Here is a 25390-nt window from a genome sequence, read left to right as displayed (position 1 = left end):
TCAGGCACGCGCGATGGTGTTGGTGCGGCGGATCTTCTGCTGCAGCTGGATGATCCCGTAGAGCAGCGCCTCGGCGGTGGGCGGGCAGCCGGGCACGTAAACGTCGACCGGAACGATCCGGTCGCAGCCGCGCACCACCGAGTAGCTGTAGTGGTAGTAGCCGCCGCCGTTGGCGCACGAACCCATCGAGAGCACCCAGCGCGGCTCGGGCATCTGGTCGTAGACCTTGCGCAGCGCCGGCGCCATCTTGTTGCACAGCGTGCCGGCCACGATCATCAGATCGGACTGACGCGGGCTCGGGCGGAACAGCATGCCGAAACGGTCGATGTCGTAGCGGGCTGCGCCGGCGTGCATCATTTCGACCGCACAGCAGGCCAGACCGAACGTCATCGGCCACAGAGATCCGGTCTTCGCCCAGTTCACCACCGAGTCGTAGGTGGTCGTGACGAAGCCTTCCTTGAGAACGCCTTCAATGGCCATCGTGTAGCTTCCTTATTCCCAGTCGAGCGCGCCTTTTTTCCACTCGTAGGCGAAGCCCACGACGAGGATGGCGAGAAAGATCATCATGGCCCAGAAGCCGACAGCACCGATCTCCTTGAGCGCAATGGCCCATGGGAAGAGAAAGGCAATCTCCAGATCGAACAGGATGAAGAGAATGGCAACCAGGTAATAGCGCACGTCGAACTTCATGCGCGCATCCTCGAAGGCCTCGAAGCCGCACTCGTAAGGTGCGTTCTTGGCTGCGTCAGGCCGATTGGGGCCGAGGATGTATCCGATGACCTGTGGAGCGACGCCTACGCCGACCCCGACCAGAATGAACAAAAGGACGGGAAGGTAGGAATCGAGGTTCATCGGGAGCTTTCACCGCTTGCCACCGACAGAAGCACCTTCATGAGGCGTCCTGTCGGTGAGATTTGGTGCGGTCGGCGAGACTCGAACTCGCACAGCTTTCGCCACTACCCCCTCAAGATAGCGTGTCTACCAATTTCACCACGACCGCGGTTTTTTCTGTTCGGATGGCATGAGGTTCCTACGAAGAGGTTTGGCTTTCCGAACAGCTTTAGAGTTTACCCTGAAATGAAGCCATTTCTTACGGGTCACTCTGAAAACATCAGAGTTACTTGCTGGGAATCTGTCCCGCGCCAGCCGCAGGCGCGCTCGCGGGTGCCGCAGCAGGTGCCGCGCCCGACTGACCCGAGGGAATCTGGCCTGCCGCGCCCGAAGCCGGCGTGGCCGGCACGCCGATGGCTGCGCGCTCCAGCAGGCTGCCGCCGCCCGTGGGGCGTGCGTGGCTGAAGTAGGCCAGCAGCAGCGTGCAGGCGAAGAACACCGCGGCCAGCACGGCCGTGGTGCGCGAAAGGAAGTTCGCGCTGCCGCTGGCGCCGAACAGGCTGCCGGCGCTGCCGCTGCCGAAGGCCGCGCCCATGTCGGCGCCCTTGCCGTGCTGGATCAGGATCAGCCCGATCATCACCAGCGCCGACAGCATCTGCACGCCGACCAAAAGGTTGAGGACCACGTTCATTCGTTCTTACTCCTAATTGATGCCTGCCCTGCCCGCTTCAGCGGGCGGCGGCGGAAATGATCTGCAAAAAGTCGGGGGCCTTCAGGGAAGCGCCGCCGATCAGGCCGCCGTCGATGTCGGCTTGCGCCAACAGTTCGGCCGCGTTGGCGGCATTCATGCTGCCGCCGTAGAGGATCTTGATGCCAGCCGCATGCTCGCTCGCGGCGTGATGCAGTTGCGCGCGCAACACCGCGTGCACCGCCTGCGCCTGTTCGGGCGTGGCCGTCTTGCCGGTGCCGATGGCCCACACGGGTTCGTAGGCGACCACGATCTCGCTGATGCAGTGGCCGTTCACGTGGATGACCGCCGCCAGCTGGCGCTTCACCACTTCCTCGGTCTGCCCTGCTTCGCGCTGCGCCAGCGTCTCGCCGACGCAGACGATCGGCGTGATGCCGTTGGCCAGCGCGGCCGCGGTCTTCGCGGCCACGGCGTCGTCGGTCTCGCCGTGGTACTGGCGGCGCTCCGAATGGCCGACGATGGCATAGCGCACACCGAAGTCCTTCAGCATCGCCGCCGACTGCTCGCCCGTGAAGGCGCCCTGCGCCTGCGCGGAAATGTCCTGCGCGCCCAGCGCCATCGGCGAACCCGCCAGCAGCGACTGCAGTTGCGCGAAATACGGCGCGGGCGCGCACAGCGCGATGTCGCACGCGGGCGCATTCGCCACGAGCCCCTGCCGCAGCGCCGTCACCAGCGCCTCGTTGGCAGCCAGGCTGCCATTCATCTTCCAGTTCCCTGCGATCAGTTTCTTGTGGGTCGTCATCGTGCTCGTCTCGTCACCAGGTCAGCACGATCTTGCCGATGTGCTGGTTCGATTCCATCAACGCATGCGCCTGCGCTGCACCGCTGGGCTCGCCGGCCGCCGCGAAGGTGCTGTGGATCACCGGCTTGACCGCGCCGCTCTCGAGCAGCGGCCATACCTTTTCGTGCAGCGCCTTGGCGATCGCACCCTTGAATGCCACCGGCCGCGGACGCAGCGTCGACCCCGTGATCGTGAGCCGCTTGCGCAGCACCAGACCCGCGTTGATCTGGCTCTTGACGCCGCCCTGCACCGCGATGATCACCAGCCGGCCATCCTCGGCCAGGCACTCGACCTCGCGCGCCACGTAGTCGCCCGCGACCATGTCGAGGATGACGTCCACGCCCTTGCCGCCGGTCAGCGACTTCGCCACTTCGACGAAATCGGCCGTGCGGTAGTTGATCGCGTGATCGGCGCCGAGTTTCAGGCAGGCCTCGCACTTGTCGTCGCTGCCGGCCGTGACGATCACGGTCGCGCCCAGCGCCTTGGCGATCTGGATCGCCGTGACGCCGATGCCGCTCGAGCCGCCCTGGATCAGCAGGGTTTCGCCCTTTTGCAGGCGGCCGCGCTCGAACACGTTGCTCCAGACGGTGAAGAAGGTCTCGGGCAGCGAAGCCGCCTCGACGTCGCTCCAGCCCTTGGGCACCGGCAGGCACTGCGCCACGGGCGCCACGCACAGCTGCGCATAGCCGCCGCCGGCGATCAGCGCGCAGACGCGGTCGCCGATCGCGAAGCCCGCCTCGGCCAATGCCGCGGCATCGCCCGACACGATCTCGCCGGCCACTTCGAGGCCCGGCAGGTCGGAGGCGCCGGGCGGCACCGGATAGTGGCCCATGCGCTGCAGCACGTCGGGGCGGTTGACACCGCTGGCCGACACGCGAATCAGCAGCTCGCCCGCGCCGGCGACCGGATCGGGACGATCCGTGACGCGCAGCACCTCGGGGGCGCCGTACGAAGCGATTTCAATGGCTTTCATGGTCTCCTGGCCTCCAGCCGCCCGTGCGACGGGCGCATTCAGCAATCGGAAAGGCAAAGGCGGCGCGCGGCGCATGCCGCGGCCGCCATGGCCTTCTTACTCCTGCGACTCGCGCGGAGCCTGCGGCTGCTGCGACTCGCCGGCCGGAGCCTGCTCGTTGCGCGGCTGCTGCTGGTCGTTGTTGAAGCGCGGAGCGCGCTCGCCACGGTCGCCGCCGCGGTCACCGCGGTCGCCGCGATCACCACCACGGTCGCCGCGGTCGCCGCGGTCACGGCGCTCGCCGCCACGGTCACCACGGTCTTCGCGCGGCGGGCGCTCGCTGTATTCCATGCCGGCCGGACGCTCGGTCAGCGCCTTCATCGACAGCTTGACGCGACCCTTGTCGTCGGTCTCGAGGACCTTGACCTTCACGATCTGGCCTTCGCTCAGGTAGTCGGTCACCTTCTCGACGCGCTCGTGCGCGATCTGGCTGATGTGCAGCAGGCCGTCCTTGCCGGGCAGCAGGTTGATCAGCGCGCCGAAGTCCAGGATCTTGGTGACCGGGCCTTCGTAGATCTTGCCGATCTCGACCTCGGCCGTGATCTGCTCGATGCGCTTCTTGGCCTCTTCGGCCTTGGCCGGATCGGTCGACGCGATGGTGATGGTGCCGTCTTCGTCGATGTTGATCTGCGTGCCGGTTTCTTCCTGCAGGCCGCGGATGACCGCGCCGCCCTTGCCGATCACGTCGCGGATCTTCTCGGGGTTGATCTTCAGCGTGGTCAGGCGCGGTGCGAACTGCGACACGTCGGCCTTGGCCTCGCCCATCGCCTCCTGCATCTTGCCCAGGATGTGCATGCGCGCTTCCTTGGCCTGCGCCAGCGCGACCTGCATGATTTCCTTGGTGATGCCCTGGATCTTGATGTCCATCTGCAGCGCGGTGATGCCGTTGGTCGTGCCGGCCACCTTGAAGTCCATGTCGCCGAGGTGGTCCTCGTCGCCCAGGATGTCGGTCAGCACCGCGAAGCGGTTGTCTTCCTTGATCAGGCCCATGGCGATGCCGGCCACGTGGGCCTTCATCGGCACGCCGGCGTCCATCATCGAGAGGCAGCCGCCGCAGACCGAAGCCATCGACGAGGAGCCGTTCGACTCGGTGATCTCCGACACCACGCGCACGGTGTAGGGGAATTCTTCCTTGTTCGGCAGCACGGCGACGAGCGCGCGCTTGGCGAGACGGCCGTGGCCGACTTCGCGACGCTTGGTCGAGCCCATGCGGCCGACTTCACCGGTGGCGAAGGGAGGCATGTTGTAGTGGAACAGGAAGCGGTCCTCGAACTCGCCGGCCAGCGCGTCGATGCGCTGCGCGTCGCGTTCGGTGCCCAGCGTGGTCACGACCAGCGCCTGGGTTTCGCCGCGCGTGAACAGCGCCGAGCCGTGGGTGCGCGGCAGCACCGAGTTGCGGATCTCGATCGGGCGCACGGTGCGCGTGTCGCGGCCGTCGATGCGCGGCTCGCCTTGCAGGATCTGGCTGCGCACGATGCGCGCTTCGATCGCGAACAACAGGTCGCTGACCTTGCCGGCGTCGAAGGCGGCGCCTTCGGCCTTCAGGGCCTCGAAGACGCTGGCATTGGCTTCGCGCAGGGCCTGGGTACGGGCCTGCTTGCTGCGGATCTGGTAGACGGCGCGCAGCTTCTCTTCGGCCAGGCCGTTGACCTTGGCGATGAAGTCCTCGTCCTTGGCTTCGGGCGCCCAGGTGCCTTCCTTGAGCCACAGCGGCTTGCCGGCTTCGCGCACCAGTTCGTGGATGGCGTTGATCGCCAGCTTGCCCTGCTCGTGGCCGAAGACCACGGCGCCGAGCATGATGTCTTCGGCCAGTTGCTGGGCTTCGGACTCGACCATCAGCACCGCGGCTTCGGTACCGGCCACGACGAGGTCCATCTGCGAATCCTTGCGCGCGGTCTGGCCCGGGTTCAGCACGTACTGGCCGTTGATGTAGCCCACGCGCGCGGCGCCGATCGGGCCGTCGAACGGAATGCCCGAGACCGACAGGGCGGCGCTCACGGCGATCATCGCGGCGATGTCGGCGTCGACTTCGGGGTTCAGCGACACGGTGTGGATCACCACGTGCACTTCGTTGAGGAAGCCCTCGGGGAACAGCGGACGGATCGGGCGGTCGATCAGGCGGCTGGTCAGGGTTTCGTGTTCGCTGGGCTTGGCTTCGCGCTTGAAGAAGCTGCCGGGGATCTTGCCGGCGGCATAGGTCTTCTCGATGTAGTCGACGGTCAGCGGGAAGAAGTCCTGGCCCGGCTTGGCGGTCTTGGAAGCGACCACGGTGGCCAGCACGACGGTGCCGTCGATGTCGACCAGCACGGCGCCCGTGGCCTGGCGGGCGATTTCGCCCGTTTCCATGACGACGGTCTTGTCGCCCCATTGGAAGGACTTGGTGACTTTGTTGAAGAGGCTCATGTTTGCTCCTGTTTTAGTAGCAGATCATCGAAGATCCGCACGGCTCGGAGGGCTTTTTCAGAACACGATGCCATTCCAGCGAAGCTCGATTCGAACTTCCCTGGAATGACACAGCTTCGCTCTGTAGGGCACCCCGAAAGTGGTTCGCGAAGTAAAAAACGCCTGAGCTAGCGGACTAACCCAGGCGTTTTTTCATGCGATTCGGCTTACTTGCGCAGGCCCAGCTTGGCGATCAGCGCGGTGTAACGGTCGGCGTCCTTGGACTTCAGGTAGTCGAGCAGCTTGCGACGGCGGCTCACCATGCGCAGCAGGCCGCGACGGCCGTGGTGGTCCTTGGCGTGCGTCTTGAAGTGGGGGGTGAGCTCGTTGATGCGGGCGGTCAGCAGTGCGACTTGCACTTCGGGGCTGCCGGTGTCGTTGGCGGCGCGGGCGTTGTCCTTGACGACTTCGGCCTTGATGGAGGCTGCGATCATTGATTTTTCCTTTGTTCCGGTGGTGTTTGACTTGCGGTGGGTGCTGGAACTGCGCTCACCGTGCGCCTTGCGGCATGCAAAGCCTTGGGATTATACATCGGCCGTCCTGGACGCCCCTTGCCGGTGCCGCCCGTCGAGCGAGACCAGCGCCACCGCCCCCAGCACGCAGGCCGCGCCGGCGATCTGGGGCCAGCCCACCGGTTCGCCGAGCCACCAGGCCGCGAGGGCCAGTGCCGACACCGGCATCAGCGCCGTGAACAGCGCCGCCTCGGCGCCGCTGAGCCGGGCCGCGCCCGCGTACCAGAGCAGGAAGCCCGCCACCGTCGGCACCAGCGCGTAGTAGGCCACACCGGCCAGCGCCTCGGCCGGCACGGGCTGCAGCCAGGCACGCTCCAGCAGCGCGGGCAGCAGCGACAGCAGCAGCCCCAGCGCGGTCATCGCGCTCGACTGCGCGAGCGGCGGCAGCGGCACGCGCAGCCGCTTGTTGAGCAGGATGAACAGCGATTCGAAGGCCACCGCGCCCAGCACCAGCAGGTTGCCGAGCAGCGCGGCCGGCGTGCGCGCGCCGCCCTCCCCGCCCGGCCGCAGCGTGATCGCCAGCACGCCCAGGCTCGCGAGCACGATCCCGCCCAGCAGGTAGCGCCCGGGCCGCTCGCGCAGCGCGAGCACCGCCACCAGCGCGGCGATGGCCGGCAGGGTGCCGGCCACCACGCCCGCGTCGGCCGCCGGCGCCCAGCGCAGGCCCAGGATCAGCAGCACCGTGTAGCCGACGCTGCCCGCGGCCGCCTGGCACAGCAGCAGCCAGGCATCGTGCCGGTCCGGGCGCGGCCAGCGCACGCGCATCCACCGCATCAGCACCAGGAACACCGGCAGCGCCAGCGCGAAGCGCAGCGCGGTCGCCGTGAACGGCGGCAGGCCGCTCGCGATCAGCTTGCTCGCCACCACCGTGCTGCCGACCGTGACCATCGCGAGCGCGCACAGCCACATTCCCTTGCTGCGTTCCGACATGCTTTTCGCCCTTCTTTCATTTGCAGAAAGCGCGAGCGTCTCCCGCCGGAGGCGCGGCGGTCTTGAACGAAATTGCAGGACGAGGTCAGGCGCCGTGCGCGGCCGCGTACGCGCCAGGCGTGAAGCCCAGGAAGCGCACGAAGGCCCGCGTCATGTGGCTCTGGTCGGCAAAGCCCGCGCCGGCCGCGGCATCGGCCAGCGCCCGGCCCTGCGCGATCAGCCGGCGCGCGCGCGACAGCCGGCACTGCTGCAGCCAGGCATGCGGCGGCAGCCCGAAGGCGGCCGCGAAGCCGCGCAGCAGCTGCCAGCGGCTCAGGCCGGCCTCGTGCGCCAGCTCGGCGAGCGTGGGCGCGGCCACGCAGTCGTCGGCGATGCGTGCCCGCGCGCGCTCCAGCGCGACGGAAGCGATGCGAGGCACGGGCTCCGGCGCCAGCGCGCCCGGTGCATCGCGCAGCAGTTCCAGCACGCCCTGCTCGAGCGCCAGCGCATCGGCGCCCTCGGCCACGCCCGCGAACAGCCGTTCGACCCCGTGCCGCAGCGCCGGATCGTTGAGCACCGGCCGCGTCAGCTCGAGTCCGGGCGCGGCATCGGCCAGCAACGCGGGCGCCAGGTGCAGCATGCGCCAGGCGCGCGCCTCGCCGCGCAGCGCGACGCCGTCGTGCACCTCGCCGGGGTTGACCGTAATGACGTCCCCGCGCACCGCCTCGACCGCGCCGCGGCCACTGGCCGAGCGCTGGCCGCCGCGGTCGATCACGCCGATGCCGTAGACGTCGTGCATGTGGCGCGGAAAGCTGCGCGCCGATTCGGCCGCGATCGTCTGCAGGCCCGGCAGCGCCGAGCCGCGGATGCGCACGGCGTCGACGGGCACGGGCCTCGGCGTCATTCAGCCCTGCTTGGCGAGCCAGCCGCGCAGCCGCTCCACGCCCTGCACCAGCCGCTGCGGATCCTTCGAGGCGAAGCACCAGCGCAGCCAGCCCTGCCCTTCGGGCGCGAAGGCATTGCCGGGCGCGAGCCCGAGCCCGGCCTCGACCACCAGCCGCTTGGCCACCTCGAAGGAATCGTCGAAACCCTCGAGCCGGAAGAAGGCATACATGCCGCCCTTGGCCGGCGCCACCTGCACGCCCGGCACGGCCGCCAGCAGCGGCACCAGCGTGTCGCGGCACGACTTAAGGTGCGCCACCACGCGCGGCGTGATCTCGGCCGTGTGCTCGATCGCCACCACCCCGGCGCGCTGCGTGAACACGCTCGCGCACGAGGTGTTGAACTCGATCAGCTTGCCGATGCCCTCGACCAGCGCGGGCGGCAGCACCAGCCAGCCCAGGCGCCAGCCGGTCATCAGGAAGCTCTTCGAGAAGCTGTGCGTGACCACCAGCCGGTCGTCGGGCCGTGCGATGTCGAGGAAGCTCGGCGCGCAGCCGTTGGCCGTGGGTTCGAAGTACAGGCGCTCGTAGACCTCGTCCGCGAGGATCCAGGTGCCGGTCTCGCGGCAATGGTCGAGCACGGCCTGCTGCTCCTCGCGCGTCATCGTCCAGCCGGTCGGATTGTTCGGCGCATTGACGATCAGCAGCTTGGTGGTCGAAGTGACCGCCGACCGCAGCGCCTGCAGGTCCAGCGTCCATTCGCCCTGCACCGGCACCAGCGGCACCGTGCGCACCGTCGCGCCGAGGATCGCGGGCTGCGCCGTGAGGTTGGGCCACACGGGTGTCACCGCGACCACCTCGTCGCCGGCATCGACCAGCGCCTGCACCGCGAGCATCAGCGCACTCACGCCGCCCGAGGTGACGGCGATGCGCGAGGCATCGACCACGGGGTGCAGGCTGCTGGTGTAGCGCGCGATCGCCGCGCGCAGCTCGGGCAGGCCGAGGTTGTGGGCATAGAAGGTCTCGCCGCGCTGCAGCGAATCGATCGCTGCCTGGCGGATGACTTCGGGCGTGACCTCGTCGCTCTCGCCGAACCAGAAGGCGAGCACGTCGCTGCGGCCGAGGCCGGCATTGGCGACTTCGCGGATCTTGGAGGCTTCGAGGTTGTGGATGGCTTGGCGCATGCTGTGTTCTTCTTTCGTTGTCGTCGTGTCTTCGCTTCGTGCCTTCAGGGGCGCTTCATCTTGCACGAAGTCGGCAGCTCCGCGCGCTCGGGGGCAATGGTCTTGATCACGCGAAAGCCGTAGCCCGAGCCCTCGACGTCGAACTGCACGCCCGCTCGGCCCTGCTTGTCCATCACGCCGACCACGAGCTGCTGCTGGAACTGGTGATCGGCCGCGCGCATGCGCCCGCGCTGGCCGTACAGCGTGACGTCGGCCTGCTCGAGCGCGCGCGCCACCGCCACGGTGTCGGTGCTGCCCGCGCGCTCGAGCGCCTGCGCCAGCGACTCGATCAAGAGCTGCATGCGCATGTGGACGTAGTCGTCCGCGGGCTTCGGAAAGCGCGTGCGGAAGGCGCGGTAGAAGGCCTCCGACTGCGGCGTCTGCACGTTCGGCAGCCAGTCGGCCACCGCGATCACGCGGCCGATGCCGGCATCGCCGATGGCCGCGGGCGCGCCCAGCGCATTGCCGTAGAAGGTGTAGAAGGTGCCGTTGAAGCCGGCCTCGCGCGCGGCCTTCACGAGCAGCGTGAGGTCGTTGCCCCAGTTGCCCGTGACCACCGCCTGCGCGCCGCTCGTGATGATCTTGCTGGCGTAGGGCGCGAAGTCCTTCACCTTGCCCAGCGGATGCAACTCGTCGCCGACGATCTCCACGTCGGGCCGCAGCGCGCCGAGCTGGCGCCGCGATTCGCGCAGCACCGCCTGGCCGAAGCTGTAGTCCTGTCCCAGCAGGTAGATGCGCTTGAGCGCGGCATCGTCCTTCACCACGTCCATCAGCGCGGCCACGCGCATGTCGGCGTGAGCGTCGAAGCGGAAGTGCCAGAAGCTGCAGCGCTCGTTGGTCAGCGAGGGCTCGACCGCCGCGTAGTTGAGGAACAGGATGCGCCGCTGCGGGTCGCGCTCGTTGTTCTTGTCGATCGCATCGATCAGCGCCGCCGCGGTGGCCGAGGAGTTGCCCTGCAGCACGATGCGCGCGCCATCGTCGATCGCGGCGCGCAGCGCCGACAGCGCTTCCTCGTTCTGCCCCTTGCTGTCGTAGCGGTCGAGCTGCAGCGGCCGCGCGCCGCCCGGCAGCTTGATGCCGCCGCGCGCATTCACGCGCTCCACGGCCCACAGCAGGTTGCGGAACACCGCCTCGCCGGTGTTGGCGAACGGGCCGCTCATGCTCTCGATCAGCGCGAGGCGGATGGGTGCGGGCGGGGTCTGCGCGAGCGCCGCGAAGGGCCTCGCGCATAGCGACAGTGCCGCGAATTTCAAGGCCTGGCGGCGCTCGAAAAAGCTGGAATTCATTGACTTGAAACGCGCGCCGCTGGGCCTAGATGAGGTTTCAAGCGGCACTCAGGATTGAACGGCCGCGCAGTGTAAGGGACACACATTCCATGTCCCCATTGTGTTCATTCAGGAGTACTTCCATGTTTTTCGCACCCGCTCTCCGCGCCACCCGCTTCACCCCCCGCGCCTACGATCGCGCCTTCGAACGCTTCGTGAACGATGCCTTCGCCGGCACCGCGCGCCGCTCGCCGCTGGTCGAGCAGGACGACAAGAGCTGGACCCTGTCGCTCGACGTGCCCGGCTTCGCCCGCGAAGACCTGAGCATCGGCATCGAAGGCGCCGTGGTCCGCATCGAGAGCAAGGCCGACGCCAAGCGCCAGTTCAAGGCCGCCTACGAGCTGCCGCTGGACATCGACGCGGCTGCCAGCGAAGCCAAGCTCGAGAACGGCGTGCTGACGCTGAAGCTCGCCAAGGTGGTGCCGGTCAGCCAGGTCTCGCAGCTGCAGATCAACTGATCCAAGCGCAACCGACCTGCGAAAAAGCCCGCGCGGCGACGAGCCGCGCGGGCTTTTTCATGGGCGCTCTCAGACGGTGGCGGGCAGGTCCGCCGACAGCGAGGCCATCGGCCAGCGCGGCTTCACGTCGAAGGCATAGCGCTCGGTGGGCTGCGACAGCCCCGACTGCAGCCGCATCGCCGCGGCCATCGCGATCATCGCGCCGTTGTCGGTGCACAGGTGCAGCTCGGGGTAGTGCACGCGCACGCCGCGCTTGGCGCAGGCGGCATTGAGCTGCTCGCGCAGCATGCGGTTCGCGCCCACGCCACCGGCCACCACCAGCCGCTTGAGGCCGGCCTGGTCGAGCGCGGCCAGCGATTTCTTCAGCAGCACCTCGACGATCGCCGCCTGCGTGGAGGCCGCGAGGTCGGACTTGCGCGCCTCGAGCGAATCGCCGAGCTTCTTGGCCTGCGTGAGCACGGCCGTCTTGAGGCCGGCGAAGGAGAAGTCTAGGTCGCCGCTGTGCAGCAGCGGGCGCGGCAGCTTGAAGGCCGCCGGATCGCCGCCCTCGGCCAGCTTGGCGAGCCAGGGGCCGCCGGGGTACGGCAGGCCCATGAGCTTGGCGCTCTTGTCGAAGGCCTCGCCGGCCGCGTCGTCGATGGTCTCGCCCAGCAGCTCGTAGCGGCCCACGCCGTCCACGCGCATGAGCTGGGTGTGGCCGCCCGAGACCAGCAGCGCCACGAAGGGGAACTCGGGCGGGTCGGCGCTCAGGAACGGCGACAGCAGGTGGCCCTCGAGGTGGTGCACGCCGAGCACCGGCTTGCCGAGCGCCGCGCCCAGCGCGCAGGCCACGCCCGCGCCCACGAGCAGCGCGCCCGCGAGGCCGGGGCCGCGCGTGTAGGCGACCACGTCGACCTCGGCCAGCGTGCGCCCGGCCTCGGCCATCACGGCATCGGTCAGCGGCAGCACGCGGCGGATGTGGTCGCGGCTCGCGAGTTCGGGCACCACGCCGCCATAGGCCTGGTGCATCGCGATCTGGCTGTGCAGCGCATGCGAGCGCAGCACCGGCAGCGCGTCGCCATGCGACTCGACCAGCGCCACGCCGGTCTCGTCGCAGGAGGATTCGATTCCTAGAAGCAGCATGGCCGCGAGTGTAGGCGGCGGGCGATAGGGGTTGCTGGCGCGGGGGTACGGCACGGATGTTGCTGCTGGTCCGGCACCCCATGAAATCCGGACTGCACTTCCTGATCGCCGCGCGGCGCAGCGAGATCGACGCGCTCGAGCAGCTCGCGCGCACCAGCGAGCTGGTCGGCGCCGTCGGCCGCCTCGTGCATGCGCTGCAGCGCGAGCGCGGCCTGTCGAACGTCTTCCTGGCCTCGCGCGGCACGCGCTTCGGCGACCAGCGCGATCCGCAGATCGCCGAGTGCGTGGCGCTCGAGCAGGCGGTGCGGCTGGGCTTCGACCGGCTCGAGGCCGAGGCGCAAGGCCGCGCGGGCGACGGCAACCACACGCGGCTGTTCAGCCGCATCGCCTGGGTGCTGCCGGGCCTCGATGGCCTGCCGGCCCTGCGCCGGCGCATCGGCGCGCTCGAACTGCAGCCCGCGCAGGCCACCGCGGCCTTCGCCAAGCTGGTCGCAGGGCTGCTGTCGGTGGTGTTCGAGGCCGCCGACGGCGCCACCGACCCCGAGATCTCGCGCCTGCTGGTGGCGCTGTTCAACTTCATGCAGGGCAAGGAGTTCGCGGGCCAGGAGCGCGCCCTCGGCGCCGCCGCCCTCGCCACGGGCCGTGTCGACGACGCGCAGCGGGCCCAGTGGCTGCACCTGGTCGAGTCGCAGGAGCGCTGCTTCCAGGTCTTCACCGAGTTCTCCAATCCCGCGCTGCTCGCGCTGTGGCGCCAGAGCCAGAGCGACAGCACCTTGGCCGGGCTCGAGCGCATGCGCCGCATCGGCACCGTGCATCCGGGCGCGGCGCCCGCAGGCGGTCTGCCCGACCCGCGGCTGAGCCAGGCCTGGTTCGACTGCTGCAGCGCGCGCATCGACGCCATGCGCATCGTCGAGGACCAGTTGGCCGATGACCTGCGGCTGCAGTGCGGTCACAAGACCGAACAGGCGCGGCGCGAACTCGAGGACTACCAGCGCCTGCTCGACACGCTGGCGCCGCGCGACGACGGCGAGCGCTTCTTCGACGACGTGCTGGCGCCGGTACCGGCCGCCGCGCGTCCCGCCGCGCCCGAGGCCGCCACGCTCTATGGCCGCACGCTCGAGCGCTCGGTGCTCGACATGGTGCAGGCCCAGTCGCGCCGGCTGCAGGCCATGGGCGACGAGCTCGAGACCGTGCGCGCCTCGCTCAACGAGCGCAAGCTGGTCGAGCGCGCCAAGGGCCTGTTGATGGCGCATCGCCGGATGAGCGAGGAAGAGGCGCACAAGATGCTGCGCCAGACCGCGATGAACCAGAACCGCCGGCTGGTCGACGTGGCCGAGTCGGTGCTCGCGATGGCCGACTACCTGCCACGCTGATCGGTCCGCTCTGGTGCAGTGCACAACAACCGTGCCTGCCGACGCGCCGACCGCCCTTCCCCGCGCAATCCGAGTTCAGGGCGCACCCATACGGCGCATCGAGCTAGCAAAGCCATAGCAAAACCAGGCGCGGCGAGGCTGGCACGCGCTTTGCTCAAGACAGTGCATGAGGCCTTCGGGCCTCCAGGCAGAGGGCCCCCAATGGCGGGGGCCGTCCACCGACCCGGACAAAGGCGTCCTTATCCCGCGGGGCTGGCTCGTTTGCGAGCAGCCCCCTGCGGTGGTGAGGACGCCTTTTCGTTTTTGTCTTCCGCCTTTCTCTTCGCAGGAGTCCGCCCCATGTCCGATCCGCTGCAAACCAAACTGAGCCGGCGCCGCGTGCTGCAGGCCGCCGCCATCGGCGCCGTCGGGATCGATCCCGCGCTGCGCGCCGCCGTCTGGGCCCAGGGCTCCGACAAGCCCGAGAAGGAGGAGGTCAAGATCGGCTTCATCCCGCTGACCGACTGCGCCAGCGTGGTGATGGCCTCGGTGCTGGGCATCGACAAGAAGTACGGCGTGAAGATCGTGCCGAGCAAGGAGGCGAGCTGGGCCGGCGTGCGCGACAAGCTGGCCAACGGCGACCTCGACATGGCCCACGTGCTCTACGGCCTGGTCTACGGCATGCACCTGGGCCTGAGCGGCCCGAAGAAGGACATGGCCGTGCTCATGACCCTCAACAACAACGGCCAGGCGATCACGCTGTCGAAGAAGCTGGCCGACAAGGGCGCGGTCGACGCGGCCTCGCTCGCCAAGCTGATCGCCAGCGAGAAGCGCGAATACACCTTCGCCCAGACCTTCCCCACCGGCACCCACGCGATGTGGCTCTACTACTGGCTCGCCTCGGCCGGCATCGACCCGTTCAAGGACGTCAAGAACATCACCGTGCCGCCGCCGCAGATGGTGGCCAACATGCGCGTGGGCAACATGGACGGCTACTGCGTCGGCGAGCCCTGGGGCCAGCGCGCGATCATGGACGGCATCGGCATCACGGCCATCACCACGCAGGACATCTGGAAGGACCATCCCGAGAAGGTGCTCGGCACCACGGCCGAGTTCGCGAAGAAGTACCCGAACACCGCGCGCGCCGTGACCGCCGCCGTGCTCGAGGCCGGCAAGTGGATCGACACCGGCCTGCAGAACAAGAACAAGATGGCCGAGACCATCGCCGACAAGAGCTACGTCAACACCAGCGTGGACGCGATCAACCAGCGCATCCTGGGCCGCTACGTCAACGGCCTGGGCAAGAGCTGGGACGACCCGAACCACATGAAGTTCTACAACGGCGGCGCGGTCAGCTTCCCCTACCTGTCCGACGGCATGTGGTTCCTCACGCAGCACAAGCGCTGGGGCCTGCTCAAGGAGCATCCCGACTACCTCAAGGTCGCGACCGAGATCAACCGCATCGACATCTACAAGCAGGCGGCCGCCGCCACGCAGACGCCGGTGCCCAAGGACCCGATGCGCAGCAGCAAGCTGTTCGACGGCTCGGTCTGGGACGGCAAGGACCCGAAGAAGTACGCCGAGTCCTTCAAGCTTCATGCATAGGGAGAACACCATGGTCAGCGCAGTCTTCCATTCGCCGCTCGAGGCGGTCGCCGCGCCGTCGGCTCCGGCCATCGCGGCCAAGCCCGCCGCCGCCACCACGGCGCCCGTTCGCCCCCTGCCCGCGCCCGAGCCGCGGGCGCGCACCCCGCTCGACCTGCGCGCCTTCTGGATGCGCGTGCTGCCGCCGCTCGCGGGCTTCGGCCTGCTGCTGCTGGTGTGGGAGATCGTGGCCATGCGCAGCACCACCGGCTTCCCCTCGCCGCTGGCGGTCTGGCAGCAGGCGCTCACGGTGTTCAGCGATCCCTTCTACAGCAAGGGCCCGAACGACCAGGGCGTGGGCTGGAACGTGCTGTCCTCGCTGCAGCGCGTGGCGCTGGGCTTCGGCCTCGCGGCGCTGGTCGGCATTCCGGCCGGCTTCGCGATCGGGCGCTTCGAGTTCCTTGCGCGCATGTTCAATCCGCTGATCAGCCTGCTGCGCCCGGTCTCGCCGCTGGCCTGGCTGCCGATCGGCCTCTTGGTGTTCAAGGGCGCCAACCCGGCAGCGATCTGGACCATCTTCATCTGCTCGATCTGGCCGATGGTGATCAACACCGCCGTGGGCGTGCAGCGCGTGCCGAGCGACTACATGAACGTGGCCAAGGTGCTGAACCTCAGCGAATGGAAGATCCTCACCAAGATCCTGTTCCCCGCCGTGCTGCCCTACATGCTGACCGGCGTGCGGCTGGCCGTGGGCACCGCCTGGCTGGTGATCGTGGCGGCCGAGATGCTGACCGGCGGCGTGGGCATCGGCTTCTGGGTCTGGGACGAGTGGAACAACCTCAACGTCGCCAACATCATCATCGCGATCTTCGTGATCGGCATCGTCGGCCTGGTGCTCGAGTTCGCGCTGATCAAGCTCGCGACGGCCTTCACGTTCGAAGAGGTGAAATCATGATCGACGAGTCGAAGTACATCGAGATTCACGGCGTGGAGCAGGCCTTCAAGACACCCAAGGGCCGCTTCGTCGCGCTGCGCGACGTCCACCTCGGTGTGGCCAAGGGCGAGTTCATCACGCTGATCGGCCACTCGGGCTGCGGCAAGTCCACGCTGCTGAACCTGATCGCCGGCCTCACCACGCCCACCGCCGGCGCGCTGCTGTGCGCCAACAAGGAGATCAAGGGCCCGGGCCCCGAGCGCGCGGTGGTGTTCCAGAACCACTCGCTGCTGCCCTGGCTCACCTGCTTCGAGAACGTCTACCTCGCGGTCGAGCGCGTGTTCGCCGCCACCGAGAACAAGGCGCAGCTGCGCGCGCGCACCGACGCGGCGCTGGCGCTGGTCGGCCTCACGCCCGCGGCGCAGAAACGCCCCGGCGAGATCTCGGGTGGCATGAAGCAGCGCGTGGGCATCGCGCGTGCGCTGTCGATGGAGCCCAAGGTGCTGCTGATGGATGAGCCCTTCGGCGCGCTCGACGCCCTCACGCGCGCCAAGCTGCAGGACGAGCTGCTGGCCATCGTGCAGAAGACGCGCAGCACGGTCGTGATGGTCACGCACGACGTGGACGAGGCCGTGCTGCTGAGCGACCGCATCGTGATGCTCACCAACGGCCCGGCCGCCACCATCGGCGAGGTGCTCACGGTCGACATCCCCCGCCCGCGCAACCGCGTCGAGCTCGCGGAGGACCCGGCCTACGTGCATGCGCGCAAGGCCGTGATCGACTTCCTCTATACGCGCCAGGGGCACGTGGAGAAGGCCGCGGCCTGACTCGGGCGCGCGCCGGGCCGCCCGGCGCATGGGTGCACACCCGCGCCTCGCCCGCTTGATATCCGCTCGGTCGCAGAAAGGCAGGGCCCTATGAAGAAGATGAAACTCGTGCTGATCGGCAACGGCATGGCCGGCGTGCGCACGCTCGAGGAGCTGCTGAAGATCGCGCCCGGCCTCTACGACATCACGGTGTTCGGCGCCGAGCCGCATCCCAACTACAACCGCATCATGCTGTCGCCGGTGCTCGCGGGCGAGCAGACGCTCGACGAGATCGTGCTCAACGGCTGGGACTGGTACCGTGACCACGGCATCGCGGTGCATGCCGGCAGGAAGGTGGTCGAGGTCGACCGCGTGAAGCGCATCGTGCGCGCCGACGACGGCACCGAGGCCGCCTACGACCGCCTGCTGGTCTGCACCGGCTCCACCCCCTTCATGCTGCCGGTGCCCGGCAAGGAGCTCGAGGGCGTGATCGCCTACCGCGACATCGCCGACACCGACTGCATGATCGAGACCGCGCGCACGCACCGCCATGCGGTGGTGATCGGCGGCGGCCTCTTGGGCCTCGAGGCCGCCAACGGCCTGATGCGGCGCGGCATGGAGGTGACCGTGGTGCACGTGATGCCCTGGCTCATGGAACGCCAGCTCGACGAGGCCGCGGCCCGGCTGCTGCAGCAGTCGCTCGAGGAACGCGGCCTGAAGTTCAGGATGGGCGCGCAGACGCAGGAACTGGTCGGCGGCGAGCAGGGCCGCGTCACCGCCATCCGCTTCAAGGACGGCAGCGAGGTCCGGGCCGACCTGGTCGTGATGGCCGTGGGCATCCGCCCCAACGTCGAGCTGGCCGAGCGCATGCGGCTGCACTGCCACCGCGGCATCGTGGTCACCGACACCCTGCAGACCGTGACCGACGCGCGCATCTACGCGGTCGGCGAATGCGCGGCGCACCGCGGCATCGCCTATGGCCTGGTGGCGCCGCTGTTCGAGCAGGCCAAGGTGGCGGCCAACCACCTCGCGCAGTTCGGCATCGGCCGCTACCAGGGCTCGCTGACCTCGACCAAGCTCAAGGTCACGGGCATCGACCTGTTCAGCGCGGGCGAGTTCATGGGCGGCGAAGGCACCGAGGAGATCGTGATGAGCGATCCCTTCGGCGGCGTCTACAAGAAGCTGGTGCTCAAGGACGACAAGCTGGTGGGCGCCTGCCTCTACGGCGACACGGTGGACGGCAGCTGGTACTACGCGCTGGTGCGCGAGGGGCGCAGCGTGCAGGAGATCCGCGATCGGCTGATGTTCGGTGAAGCCCTGGCCGGCGATGCCGGTGGCGAGGGCGAACCCAAGGCGGCCGCATGACCGACACCCGCTCCACCTGCCCCTACTGCGGCGTCGGCTGCGGCGTGATCATCGAGTCCGAAGGCGCGCAGATCACCGGCGTGCGCGGCGACCCCGACCATCCGGCCAACTTCGGCCGCCTCTGCACCAAGGGCTCGACCCTGCACCTGACGACCAGCGCGCCGATCACGCGCCAGACGCGGCTGCTGCGCCCGATGCAGCGCGCGCGCCGCGGCGAGGCGCCGCAGCCACTGGGCTGGGACGCGGCGCTCGACGATGCGGCCAGCCGCTTCGCCGGCATCGTGCAGGCGCACGGCCCCGACGCGGTCGGCTTCTACGTCTCGGGCCAGTTGCTCACCGAGGATTACTACGTCTTCAACAAGCTCGCCAAGGGCCTGGTCGGCACCAACAACATCGACACCAACTCGCGCCTGTGCATGAGCAGCGCGGTGGCCGGCTACAAGCAGACGCTGGGCGCCGACGCGCCGCCTGCCTGCTACGACGACCTGCGGCATGCGCAGTGCCTGTTCATCGTCGGCAGCAACACCGCCTGGGCCCATCCGATCCTGTTTCGCCGCATCGAGGACGCGAAGGCCGCCAACCCGGCGCTGAAGATCGTGGTGGCCGATCCGCGCCGCACCGACACGGTGGAGATCGCCGACCTGTTCCTGCCGCTGCAGCCGGGCACCGACGTGATGCTGTTCAACGGCATGCTGCACCTGATGCTGCGCGAAGGCTGGATCGACGCCGACTACATCGCGGCCCACACCAGCGGCTTCGAAGCGCTGAAGGCCACGGTGGGCGACTGCACGCCCGAGACGGTGGCGCGGGTCTGCGGCCTCTCCACCGGGCAGCTGTTCGAGGCGGCCCGGCTGTTCGCCACCTCGCCGGCCACGCTGAGCCTGTACTGCCAGGGCCTCAACCAGTCCTCGAGCGGCACCGCGAAGAATGCCGCGCTGATCAACCTGCACCTGGCCACGGGCCAGATCGGGCGCGCGGGCGCGGGGCCGTTCTCCCTGACCGGCCAGCCCAATGCGATGGGCGGGCGCGAGGTCGGCGGCCTCGCGAACCTGCTGAGCGCGCACCGCGATCTCGCGAATCCGGCGCACCGCGCCGAGGTGGCGGCGCTCTGGGGCGTGCCCTCGGTGCCCGCGCGGCCCGGCAAGACCGCGGTCGAGATGTTCCAGGCCGCGGCCGACGGCGAGATCCGCGCGCTGTGGATCGCCTGCACCAACCCGGCCCAGTCGATGCCCGACCAGGCCACGGTGCGCCGCGCGCTCGAGCGCGCCGAGTTCGTGGTGGTGCAGGAAGCCTTCGCCACCACCGCCACCTGCGCCTACGCCGACCTGCTGCTGCCGGCCACCACCTGGGGCGAGAAGGAAGGCACTGTCACCAACAGCGAGCGCCGCATCTCGCGCGTGCGCCCCGCCGTGCCGCCGGCCGGCGAGGCGCGCCACGACTGGTCGATCGCGGCCGAATTCGCGCGCCGGCTCGAGGCGAGGCTGGGCCACGCGGCCACGCTGTTTCCCTACGAGAACGCCGAGTCGGTCTGGAACGAGCACCGCGAATCGACGCGCGGGCGCGACCTCGACATCACCGGCCTGAGCTGGGCGCTGCTCGAGCACGCCGGCCCGCAGCAATGGCCGCTGCGCGAGGGCGAGACGGCCGGCCGCGCGCGGCTCTACGAGGACGGCGTGTTCCCCACGCCCGACGGCCGCGCGCGCTTCGTCGACACCGTCTACCGCCCGCTGGCCGAGCCGCGCGAACCGCGCTGGCCGTTCTCGCTCAACACCGGCCGGCTGCGCGACCAGTGGCACGGCATGAGCCGCACCGGCAACGTCGGCCGGCTGTTCGGCCACGTGGCCGAGCCCGCGGTGCAGATGAACCCGCAGGACATGGCGCGGCGCGCGCTGCGCGAGGGCGACCTGGTGCACCTGAGCTCCAGGCGCGGCTCGATCCTGCTGCCCGCGCGTGCCAGCGAGGAGATCGCGCCCGACCAGGCCTTCGTCGCGATGCACTGGGGCGGCGAGTATCTGGGCGGCTCGTCCTCCACCGGCACGCCGCTCGCGGGCATCAATGCGCTGACCACGCCGGCCTACTGCCCGACTTCGAAGCAGCCCGAGCTCAAGCACGTGCCGGTCCAGATCCTCAAGGCCGAGCTGCCCTGGTCGCTGCTGGCCATGGCCTGGCTGCCCGACGACGACGCGCTGGCCGCGCGCCGCGCGCTGCAGGCGCTGATGACGGCCTTCCCGTTCGCGGCCTGCGTGCCCTTCTCGGGCGCCGACGGCAGCCGCGGCGGCCTGCTGTTCCGCGCAGCCGCCCACGAGGCGCCCGACGACGCCCTGCTCTCGCGCATCGAGGGCCTGCTGGGCCTGCAGGCGCCCGACACCCTGCGCTATGCGGACCGCCGCCGCGGCCAGCGCCGCGCGGCGCGGCTGGCGCGCCGGGCCGACGGCGCGCGGCTCGAGGCCTTCCTGCTGGGCGGCGACACCAGCGCCGAGGCCTGGATCGCCACCGTGCTGCGCGAGGAGCTGCCGGCGCAGGACTACGGCCGGCTGCTGCTGTCGCCCGGCGCGCGCGCCCCGGTGGCGGTGCAGTCGCGCGGCAAGCCGGTCTGCACCTGCTTCAACGTGACCGACCTCGCGATCGAGCGCCAGCTGCGGCGCTGCGACGGCTCGCCCGCGGAACGGCTGGCAGCCCTGCAGGGGGCGCTGAAATGCGGCACCAACTGCGGTTCGTGCATTCCCGAGCTCAAGCGGCGGGTGCGCTCGACGCCGGTGGAGGCGCTGGCGTGAGCCGTTGCGGCCCATTTCCCTCCAGCCGGACCAGGCATAAGCGAACTCTCATTCCGGCATAAGCCTTGCGGGACAATCCGCCTACCCATGGGAATCAGCCACTACATCAAGGAAATCGGCCGGGGCGCGCGCGGCGCCCGGCCGCTGTCGCGCGAACAGGCCTGCGACCTGTTCGGCCAAGTGCTCGACGGCACCGTCACCGACCTCGAGATCGGCGGCTTCTGCCTCGCGATGCGCATCAAGGGCGAAACGCCCGAGGAGATGGCCGGCTTCCTCGATGCCACGCATGCGCGGCTGGCGCGCTTTCCCGCCAGCGAGCGAGCGCTGGTCGTGCTGCCCAGCTACAACGGCGCGCGCAAGCTGCCGGTGCTCACGCCGCTGCTGGCGCTGCTGCTGGCGCGCGAGGGGCTGCCGGTGCTGGTGCACGGCAGCGCCACCGAGACCGCGCGCGTGCTGGCCTCCAACGTGCTCGAGGCGCTGGGCATCGCGCCGCTGACCGCGGTGCGCGAAATCGCCGCCGGCGAGGCCGCCTTCGCCGCCACCGAGCTGATGAGCCCGGGCCTCAAGCGGCTGCTCGACGTGCGCCGCGTGGTCGGTCTGCGCAACCCGGGCCACAGCGTGGTCAAGCTGATGCAGCCGGGCGCCGGCGCCTGCGTGGTGGTCGGCAGCTACACCCATCCCGAGTACGCGCGCGTCATGGCCGACACCTTCGAGCTCACCGGCATGACGGCGCTGCTGTCGCGCGGCCTCGAGGGCGAGGTGGTGTCGGACCCGCGCCGCACGGCCCAGATCGACGGCTTCGTGCGCGGCGTGCGCACCGAGCTGCAGGCCCAGCAGCCCGGCACCGACCCCGAGGTGCCCGGCCTGCCGAAGGAGATCGACGTCGCGACCACGGCCGACTACACGCGCCGCGTGCTGGCCGGAGAGCTCCCCGTGCCCGAGGCGATCACTACGCAGGTCCGGTACATCACGCAACTGGCATCCCACGCATGACAACGAACGCCCCCACCCCTTCCCTCATCGCCGGCCGCTGCACGCTGGTGGGCGCCGGCCCGGGCGACCCCGAGCTGCTGACCATCAAGGCCGTGAAGGCGATCCAGGCCGCCACGGTGCTGCTGGTCGACGACCTCGTGAACGACGCCATCGTGCAGGCCCATGCCCGGCCCGATGCGCGCATCGTGCACGTGGGCAAGCGCGGCGGCTGCAAGAGCACGCCGCAGGCCTTCATCGAGCGGCTGATGATCACCGCGGTGCGCGAGGGCGAGACGGTGGTGCGGCTCAAGGGCGGCGACCCCTTCATCTTCGGCCGCGGCGGCGAGGAGGTCGAGCACCTGCGCGAGGCCGGCATCGAATGCGCGGTGGTCAACGGCATCACGGCCGGCCTCGCGGCCGTCACCGCGCTGGGCGTGCCGCTCACGCACCGCGACCATGCGCAGGGCGTGGTGTTCGTCACCGGCCATGCGAAGACGGGTGCCGGCGCCGCCGACGATCCGACCGACTGGCGCACGCTGGCCGCGACCGCGCATGCAGCGCGGCTCACGCTGGTGATCTACATGGGCGTGTCGGGCGCGGCCCGCATCGAGCGCGAGCTGCTGCACGGCCTGCCGGCCGGCACGCCGGTGGCCGTGATCCAGCATGCGAGCCTGCCGCAGCAGCGCCATGTCGCGACCACGCTGGGCCAATTGCAGCGCGGCATCGCCGAGGCCGGCCTCGCGAGCCCGGCCGTGATCGTGGTGGGCGACGTGCTGCGCGGCCTGGCCGCCGCCGGCCTGCCCGCGGACGCCGACCGCTTCGGCACCTGATCCCGGCACGCGCCGTACGCCCTAAGGCGTAGCGGTGAACCAGGCGGCCCGCGCACCCGAGCGCGTGGCATGGATCGTGCTCGGCCACGGGCAATGAATGCCGTCGCCACGCCCGTCCCCGCCGCCATCGAGATCGTCGCGCTGAGCAAGCGCTACGCCCCGGGCACCCCGGCCGCCGTCGACCGGATCGACCTACGCATCGCCAGCGGCAGCTACTGCTGCCTGCTCGGCCCCTCGGGCTGCGGCAAGAGCACCACGCTGCGCATGATCGCGGGCCACGAGTCGGTGACCAGCGGCGACATCCTGCTCGACAACCGCAACATCACCGACCTGCCGGCCGCCGCGCGCGGCACGGCGATGATGTTCCAGAGCTTCGCGCTGTTCCCGCACCTGTCGGCCACCGACAACGTGGCCTTCAGCCTCAAGATGAAGGGCGTAGGCAAGGCCGAGCGCCAGCAGCGTGCCAATGCGCTGCTCGAGCGCGTCGCGATGGGCCACCTGGCCGCGCGCAAGCCCGGCGAGCTCTCGGGCGGCCAGCAGCAGCGCGTGGCGCTGGCGCGCGCGCTGATCACCGAGCCGCGCGTGCTGCTGCTCGACGAGCCGCTGTCGGCGCTCGACCCCTTCCTGCGCATCCAGATGCGCGCCGAGCTGCGGCGCTGGCAGAAGGAGCTGGGCCTGACCTTCGTGCACGTCACGCACTCGCAGGAAGAAGCGATGGCGCTGGCCGACACCATGGTGGTGATGAACCACGGCGTGATCGAGCAGGTCGGTTCGCCGCACGCGGTCTACAACCATCCGGCCAGCGAATTCGTCGCGCGCTTCATGGGCGGCCACAACGTGCTCGACACGCCCGCCGGCCCGATCGCGGTGCGCAACGACCGCATGCGGATCGCGCCGGCCGCCGAGACGACCGAAGGCCTGGCCGCCACCGTCACCGACGTCGAATACCAGGGCACCTACGTGCTGCTGGGCCTCGCGCTCGACGCGGCCGCGCCCGGGCGCGCAAACGTCTCGGTGCAGCTCGGCGAGGCCGCGTTCCTTGCGAAGCCCTACGCGCTCAGTGAGGCCGTGCGGCTGTCGTGGGCCGACGCCGATGCGCGCCTGCTCGGGCCGGGCGCGAAGCCGCCGGGCGAGCGCGCGCCGGAGCCCACCGCCGCGCTGCGCGACGACACGGCCGCGCTCGCGATGACGCTCTGAACCCTCTTCTTTTCTTTCCACCCTTCCGCGTTCCTCCCCTTTTCTATCAGGAGACTCAGCATGACCGACATCATCGACCCGACCCTCGGACTCAAGCGCCGCACGCTGCTGCAAGGCACGGCCGGCATCCTGGCCACGGGCATCGCGCCCTTCGTGCATGCGCAGGACAAGGTGGTGCTGCGCTACCTCGGCACGGCCGTGAACCAGGACAAGGCGATCGCCGAGAAGTTCAAGGCCGACACCGGCATCGAGATCCAGTACGTGGCCGTGACCACCGACGACGTGACCAAGCGCGCGGTGACCGCCCCCAACAGCTTCGACCTGATCGACACCGAGTTCTTCTCGCTCAAGAAGATCGTGCCGACCGGCAACCTCAAGGGCATCGACAGCAAGCGCGTGAAGAACGCCGACAAGATCACCTCGCTGTTCACCAAGGGCGAGGTCGCGGGCAAGAAGGTCGGCGACCAGGGCACGGCGCCCGTGAAGGTGATCTACCTCGAGGGCGAGAAGAGCAAGGCCTTCGCCAAGTCGGCCACGCAGTTCATGTCGCTGATCCCGACCACCTACAACGCCGACACGCTGGGCATCCGACCCGACCTCATCAAGCGCCCGATCGGCTCCTGGGCCGAGCTGCTGAACCCCGAGTTCAAGGGCAAGACCGCGATCCTCAACATTCCCTCGATCGGCATCATGGACGCGGCGATGGTGGTGGAGGCCAAGGGCCTCCATAAGTACGCCGACAAGGGCAACATGACCAAGGCCGAGATCGACCTCACGATCAAGACCTTGATCGAGGCCAAGAAGGCCGGCCAGTTCCGCGCGCTGTGGAAGGACTTCAACGAATCGGTGAACCTGATGGCCTCGGGCGAGGTGGTGATCCAGTCGATGTGGTCGCCGGCCGTGACGGCCGTGCGCAGCAAGGGCATCGACTGCACCTTCCAGCCGCTCAAGGAAGGCTATCGCGCCTGGGCCTCGGGCTTCGGCCTGCCGGCCACGCTGTCGGGCAAGAAGCTCGACGCGGCCTACGAGTTCATCAACTGGTTCCTCGACGGCTGGGCCGGCGCCTACCTCAACCGCCAGGGCTACTACAGCGCGGTGCTCGACACGGCCAAGGCCAAGATGGAAGCCTACGAGTGGGCCTACTGGATGGAGGGCAAGCCCGCGGCGCAGGACATCAAGAGCCCGCAGGGCGACGTGATCGCCAAGGCCGGCTCGGTGCGCGACGGCGGCAGCTACGAGCAGCGCATGGGCGGCATCGCCTGCTGGAACGCGGTGATGGACGAGAACGAGTACATGGTCCGCAAGTGGAACGAGTTCGTCGCCGCCTGATCC

At 69.5% G+C, this 25390-nt stretch carries 22 protein-coding genes, 1 tRNA gene and 1 pseudogene; 11 read left to right on the top strand and 13 right to left on the bottom strand.

What is annotated here, in order from left to right:
- From AC07RM_RS21985 to AC07RM_RS21930, 12 genes are all read right to left on the bottom strand, one after another.
- Positions 1–480: a NuoB/complex I 20 kDa subunit family protein gene (locus AC07RM_RS21985; protein ID WP_057592164.1), complete on the bottom strand. Its 480-nt coding sequence runs from the start codon at positions 478–480 to the stop codon at positions 1–3.
- A 12-nt stretch (positions 481–492) separates the two neighbouring features.
- Positions 493–852, bottom strand: coding sequence for an NADH-quinone oxidoreductase subunit A (locus tag AC07RM_RS21980; protein ID WP_012748607.1), 360 nt, complete (start codon positions 850–852; stop codon positions 493–495).
- 63 nt (positions 853–915) lie between these two features.
- A tRNA-Leu gene (locus AC07RM_RS21975) sits at positions 916–1000 on the bottom strand.
- A 117-nt stretch (positions 1001–1117) separates the two neighbouring features.
- On the bottom strand, positions 1118–1522 hold the full coding sequence (gene secG / locus AC07RM_RS21970) for a preprotein translocase subunit SecG (protein ID WP_057592163.1): 405 nt from the start codon (positions 1520–1522) through the stop codon (positions 1118–1120).
- Positions 1523–1559: 37 nt separating this feature from the next.
- Complete coding sequence (gene tpiA / locus AC07RM_RS21965) at positions 1560–2321, bottom strand: triose-phosphate isomerase (RefSeq protein ID WP_495335872.1); 762 nt, start codon at positions 2319–2321, stop codon at positions 1560–1562.
- A 13-nt stretch (positions 2322–2334) separates the two neighbouring features.
- Positions 2335–3333: an NAD(P)H-quinone oxidoreductase gene (locus AC07RM_RS21960; RefSeq protein WP_495335871.1), complete on the bottom strand. Its 999-nt coding sequence runs from the start codon at positions 3331–3333 to the stop codon at positions 2335–2337.
- A gap of 96 nt (positions 3334–3429) precedes the next feature.
- Positions 3430–5775, bottom strand: coding sequence for a polyribonucleotide nucleotidyltransferase (gene pnp / locus AC07RM_RS21955; RefSeq protein WP_495335870.1), 2346 nt, complete (start codon positions 5773–5775; stop codon positions 3430–3432).
- Positions 5776–5981: 206 nt separating this feature from the next.
- Positions 5982–6248: a 30S ribosomal protein S15 gene (gene rpsO / locus AC07RM_RS21950; RefSeq protein WP_007837783.1), complete on the bottom strand. Its 267-nt coding sequence runs from the start codon at positions 6246–6248 to the stop codon at positions 5982–5984.
- A gap of 90 nt (positions 6249–6338) precedes the next feature.
- Positions 6339–7256, bottom strand: a complete 918-nt coding sequence (locus tag AC07RM_RS21945) for a DMT family transporter (protein WP_495335869.1) — start codon at positions 7254–7256, stop codon at positions 6339–6341.
- Between the two features lie 85 nt (positions 7257–7341).
- Positions 7342–8139: a helix-turn-helix transcriptional regulator gene (locus tag AC07RM_RS21940; protein ID WP_495335868.1), complete on the bottom strand. Its 798-nt coding sequence runs from the start codon at positions 8137–8139 to the stop codon at positions 7342–7344.
- Positions 8140–9348, bottom strand: a complete 1209-nt coding sequence (locus tag AC07RM_RS21935; protein ID WP_495335967.1) for a pyridoxal phosphate-dependent aminotransferase — start codon at positions 9346–9348, stop codon at positions 8140–8142.
- Positions 9345–10625, bottom strand: a complete 1281-nt coding sequence (locus AC07RM_RS21930; RefSeq protein WP_495335867.1) for a branched-chain amino acid ABC transporter substrate-binding protein — start codon at positions 10623–10625, stop codon at positions 9345–9347. Before AC07RM_RS21930 ends, AC07RM_RS21935 begins: the two co-directional genes overlap by 4 nt.
- Positions 10626–10747: 122 nt before the next feature.
- On the opposite strand from AC07RM_RS21930, the gene AC07RM_RS21925 reads away from it, so the two are divergent.
- The gene (locus AC07RM_RS21925) at positions 10748–11122 is read left to right on the top strand and encodes an Hsp20/alpha crystallin family protein (protein WP_296737480.1); all 375 of its coding nucleotides are present in this window, start codon (positions 10748–10750) and stop codon (positions 11120–11122) included.
- Positions 11123–11191: 69 nt separating this feature from the next.
- Here the strand turns inward: AC07RM_RS21925 and tsaD are convergent, their stop codons facing one another.
- Complete coding sequence (gene tsaD / locus AC07RM_RS21920) at positions 11192–12244, bottom strand: tRNA (adenosine(37)-N6)-threonylcarbamoyltransferase complex transferase subunit TsaD (protein WP_495335866.1); 1053 nt, start codon at positions 12242–12244, stop codon at positions 11192–11194.
- Between the two features lie 80 nt (positions 12245–12324).
- Between tsaD and AC07RM_RS21915 the strand changes: the two genes are divergently transcribed.
- The 10 genes and pseudogenes from AC07RM_RS21915 to AC07RM_RS21870 all read left to right on the top strand — a co-directional run bounded on the left by AC07RM_RS21915 (position 12325) and on the right by AC07RM_RS21870 (position 25387).
- Positions 12325–13617 (top strand): nitrate- and nitrite sensing domain-containing protein, encoded by a 1293-nt coding sequence (locus tag AC07RM_RS21915; protein WP_495335865.1) that lies wholly within the window; start codon positions 12325–12327, stop codon positions 13615–13617.
- A 339-nt stretch (positions 13618–13956) separates the two neighbouring features.
- Positions 13957–15201: a CmpA/NrtA family ABC transporter substrate-binding protein gene (locus AC07RM_RS21910; RefSeq protein WP_057592152.1), complete on the top strand. Its 1245-nt coding sequence runs from the start codon at positions 13957–13959 to the stop codon at positions 15199–15201.
- A gap of 10 nt (positions 15202–15211) precedes the next feature.
- Complete coding sequence (gene ntrB, locus AC07RM_RS21905) at positions 15212–16135, top strand: nitrate ABC transporter permease (protein WP_495335864.1); 924 nt, start codon at positions 15212–15214, stop codon at positions 16133–16135.
- Positions 16132–16941, top strand: a complete 810-nt coding sequence (locus tag AC07RM_RS21900; RefSeq protein WP_093339406.1) for an ABC transporter ATP-binding protein — start codon at positions 16132–16134, stop codon at positions 16939–16941. Before ntrB ends, AC07RM_RS21900 begins: the two co-directional genes overlap by 4 nt.
- Before the next feature lie 90 nt (positions 16942–17031).
- A pseudogene (locus AC07RM_RS21895) lies at positions 17032–18344 on the top strand (FAD-dependent oxidoreductase); the annotation flags it as partial.
- Positions 18330–21059 (top strand): nitrate reductase, encoded by a 2730-nt coding sequence (locus AC07RM_RS21890; protein WP_495335966.1) that lies wholly within the window; start codon positions 18330–18332, stop codon positions 21057–21059. The pseudogene AC07RM_RS21895 and the gene AC07RM_RS21890, both read left to right, overlap by 15 nt.
- 87 nt (positions 21060–21146) lie before the next feature.
- Complete coding sequence (gene ybiB / locus AC07RM_RS21885; RefSeq protein ID WP_495335863.1) at positions 21147–22052, top strand: DNA-binding protein YbiB; 906 nt, start codon at positions 21147–21149, stop codon at positions 22050–22052.
- Positions 22049–22861, top strand: coding sequence for a uroporphyrinogen-III C-methyltransferase (cobA, locus tag AC07RM_RS21880; protein WP_495335862.1), 813 nt, complete (start codon positions 22049–22051; stop codon positions 22859–22861). The genes ybiB and cobA overlap by 4 nt, the downstream gene beginning before the upstream one ends.
- A 93-nt stretch (positions 22862–22954) precedes the next feature.
- Complete coding sequence (locus tag AC07RM_RS21875) at positions 22955–24058, top strand: ABC transporter ATP-binding protein (RefSeq protein WP_495335861.1); 1104 nt, start codon at positions 22955–22957, stop codon at positions 24056–24058.
- A 60-nt stretch (positions 24059–24118) separates the two neighbouring features.
- The gene (locus AC07RM_RS21870; protein ID WP_495335860.1) at positions 24119–25387 is read left to right on the top strand and encodes an ABC transporter substrate-binding protein; all 1269 of its coding nucleotides are present in this window, start codon (positions 24119–24121) and stop codon (positions 25385–25387) included.
- The last annotated feature ends 3 nt before the right edge of the window (positions 25388–25390 follow it).

Source organism: Variovorax sp. GW821-FHT09B05 (assembly GCF_059418265.1).
This window is presented reverse-complemented; position numbering and strand designations above follow the sequence as displayed.

Coding starts and splice junctions, on each gene's coding strand:
- AC07RM_RS21930 (WP_495335867.1), bottom strand. CDS start 10,625: ATGAATTCCAGCTTTTTCGAGCGCCGCCAGGCCTTGAAATTCGCGGCA.
- AC07RM_RS21960 (WP_495335871.1), bottom strand. CDS start 3,333: ATGAAAGCCATTGAAATCGCTTCGTACGGCGCCCCCGAGGTGCTGCGC.
- cobA (WP_495335862.1), top strand. CDS start 22,049: ATGACAACGAACGCCCCCACCCCTTCCCTCATCGCCGGCCGCTGCACG.
- AC07RM_RS21875 (WP_495335861.1), top strand. CDS start 22,955: ATGAATGCCGTCGCCACGCCCGTCCCCGCCGCCATCGAGATCGTCGCG.
- tsaD (WP_495335866.1), bottom strand. CDS start 12,244: ATGCTGCTTCTAGGAATCGAATCCTCCTGCGACGAGACCGGCGTGGCG.
- AC07RM_RS21900 (WP_093339406.1), top strand. CDS start 16,132: ATGATCGACGAGTCGAAGTACATCGAGATTCACGGCGTGGAGCAGGCC.
- AC07RM_RS21915 (WP_495335865.1), top strand. CDS start 12,325: ATGAAATCCGGACTGCACTTCCTGATCGCCGCGCGGCGCAGCGAGATC.
- rpsO (WP_007837783.1), bottom strand. CDS start 6,248: ATGATCGCAGCCTCCATCAAGGCCGAAGTCGTCAAGGACAACGCCCGC.
- AC07RM_RS21925 (WP_296737480.1), top strand. CDS start 10,748: ATGTTTTTCGCACCCGCTCTCCGCGCCACCCGCTTCACCCCCCGCGCC.
- secG (WP_057592163.1), bottom strand. CDS start 1,522: ATGAACGTGGTCCTCAACCTTTTGGTCGGCGTGCAGATGCTGTCGGCG.
- AC07RM_RS21910 (WP_057592152.1), top strand. CDS start 13,957: ATGTCCGATCCGCTGCAAACCAAACTGAGCCGGCGCCGCGTGCTGCAG.
- AC07RM_RS21940 (WP_495335868.1), bottom strand. CDS start 8,139: ATGACGCCGAGGCCCGTGCCCGTCGACGCCGTGCGCATCCGCGGCTCG.
- pnp (WP_495335870.1), bottom strand. CDS start 5,775: ATGAGCCTCTTCAACAAAGTCACCAAGTCCTTCCAATGGGGCGACAAG.
- ntrB (WP_495335864.1), top strand. CDS start 15,212: ATGGTCAGCGCAGTCTTCCATTCGCCGCTCGAGGCGGTCGCCGCGCCG.
- AC07RM_RS21980 (WP_012748607.1), bottom strand. CDS start 852: ATGAACCTCGATTCCTACCTTCCCGTCCTTTTGTTCATTCTGGTCGGG.
- AC07RM_RS21870 (WP_495335860.1), top strand. CDS start 24,119: ATGACCGACATCATCGACCCGACCCTCGGACTCAAGCGCCGCACGCTG.
- AC07RM_RS21985 (WP_057592164.1), bottom strand. CDS start 480: ATGGCCATTGAAGGCGTTCTCAAGGAAGGCTTCGTCACGACCACCTAC.
- tpiA (WP_495335872.1), bottom strand. CDS start 2,321: ATGACGACCCACAAGAAACTGATCGCAGGGAACTGGAAGATGAATGGC.
- ybiB (WP_495335863.1), top strand. CDS start 21,147: ATGGGAATCAGCCACTACATCAAGGAAATCGGCCGGGGCGCGCGCGGC.
- AC07RM_RS21945 (WP_495335869.1), bottom strand. CDS start 7,256: ATGTCGGAACGCAGCAAGGGAATGTGGCTGTGCGCGCTCGCGATGGTC.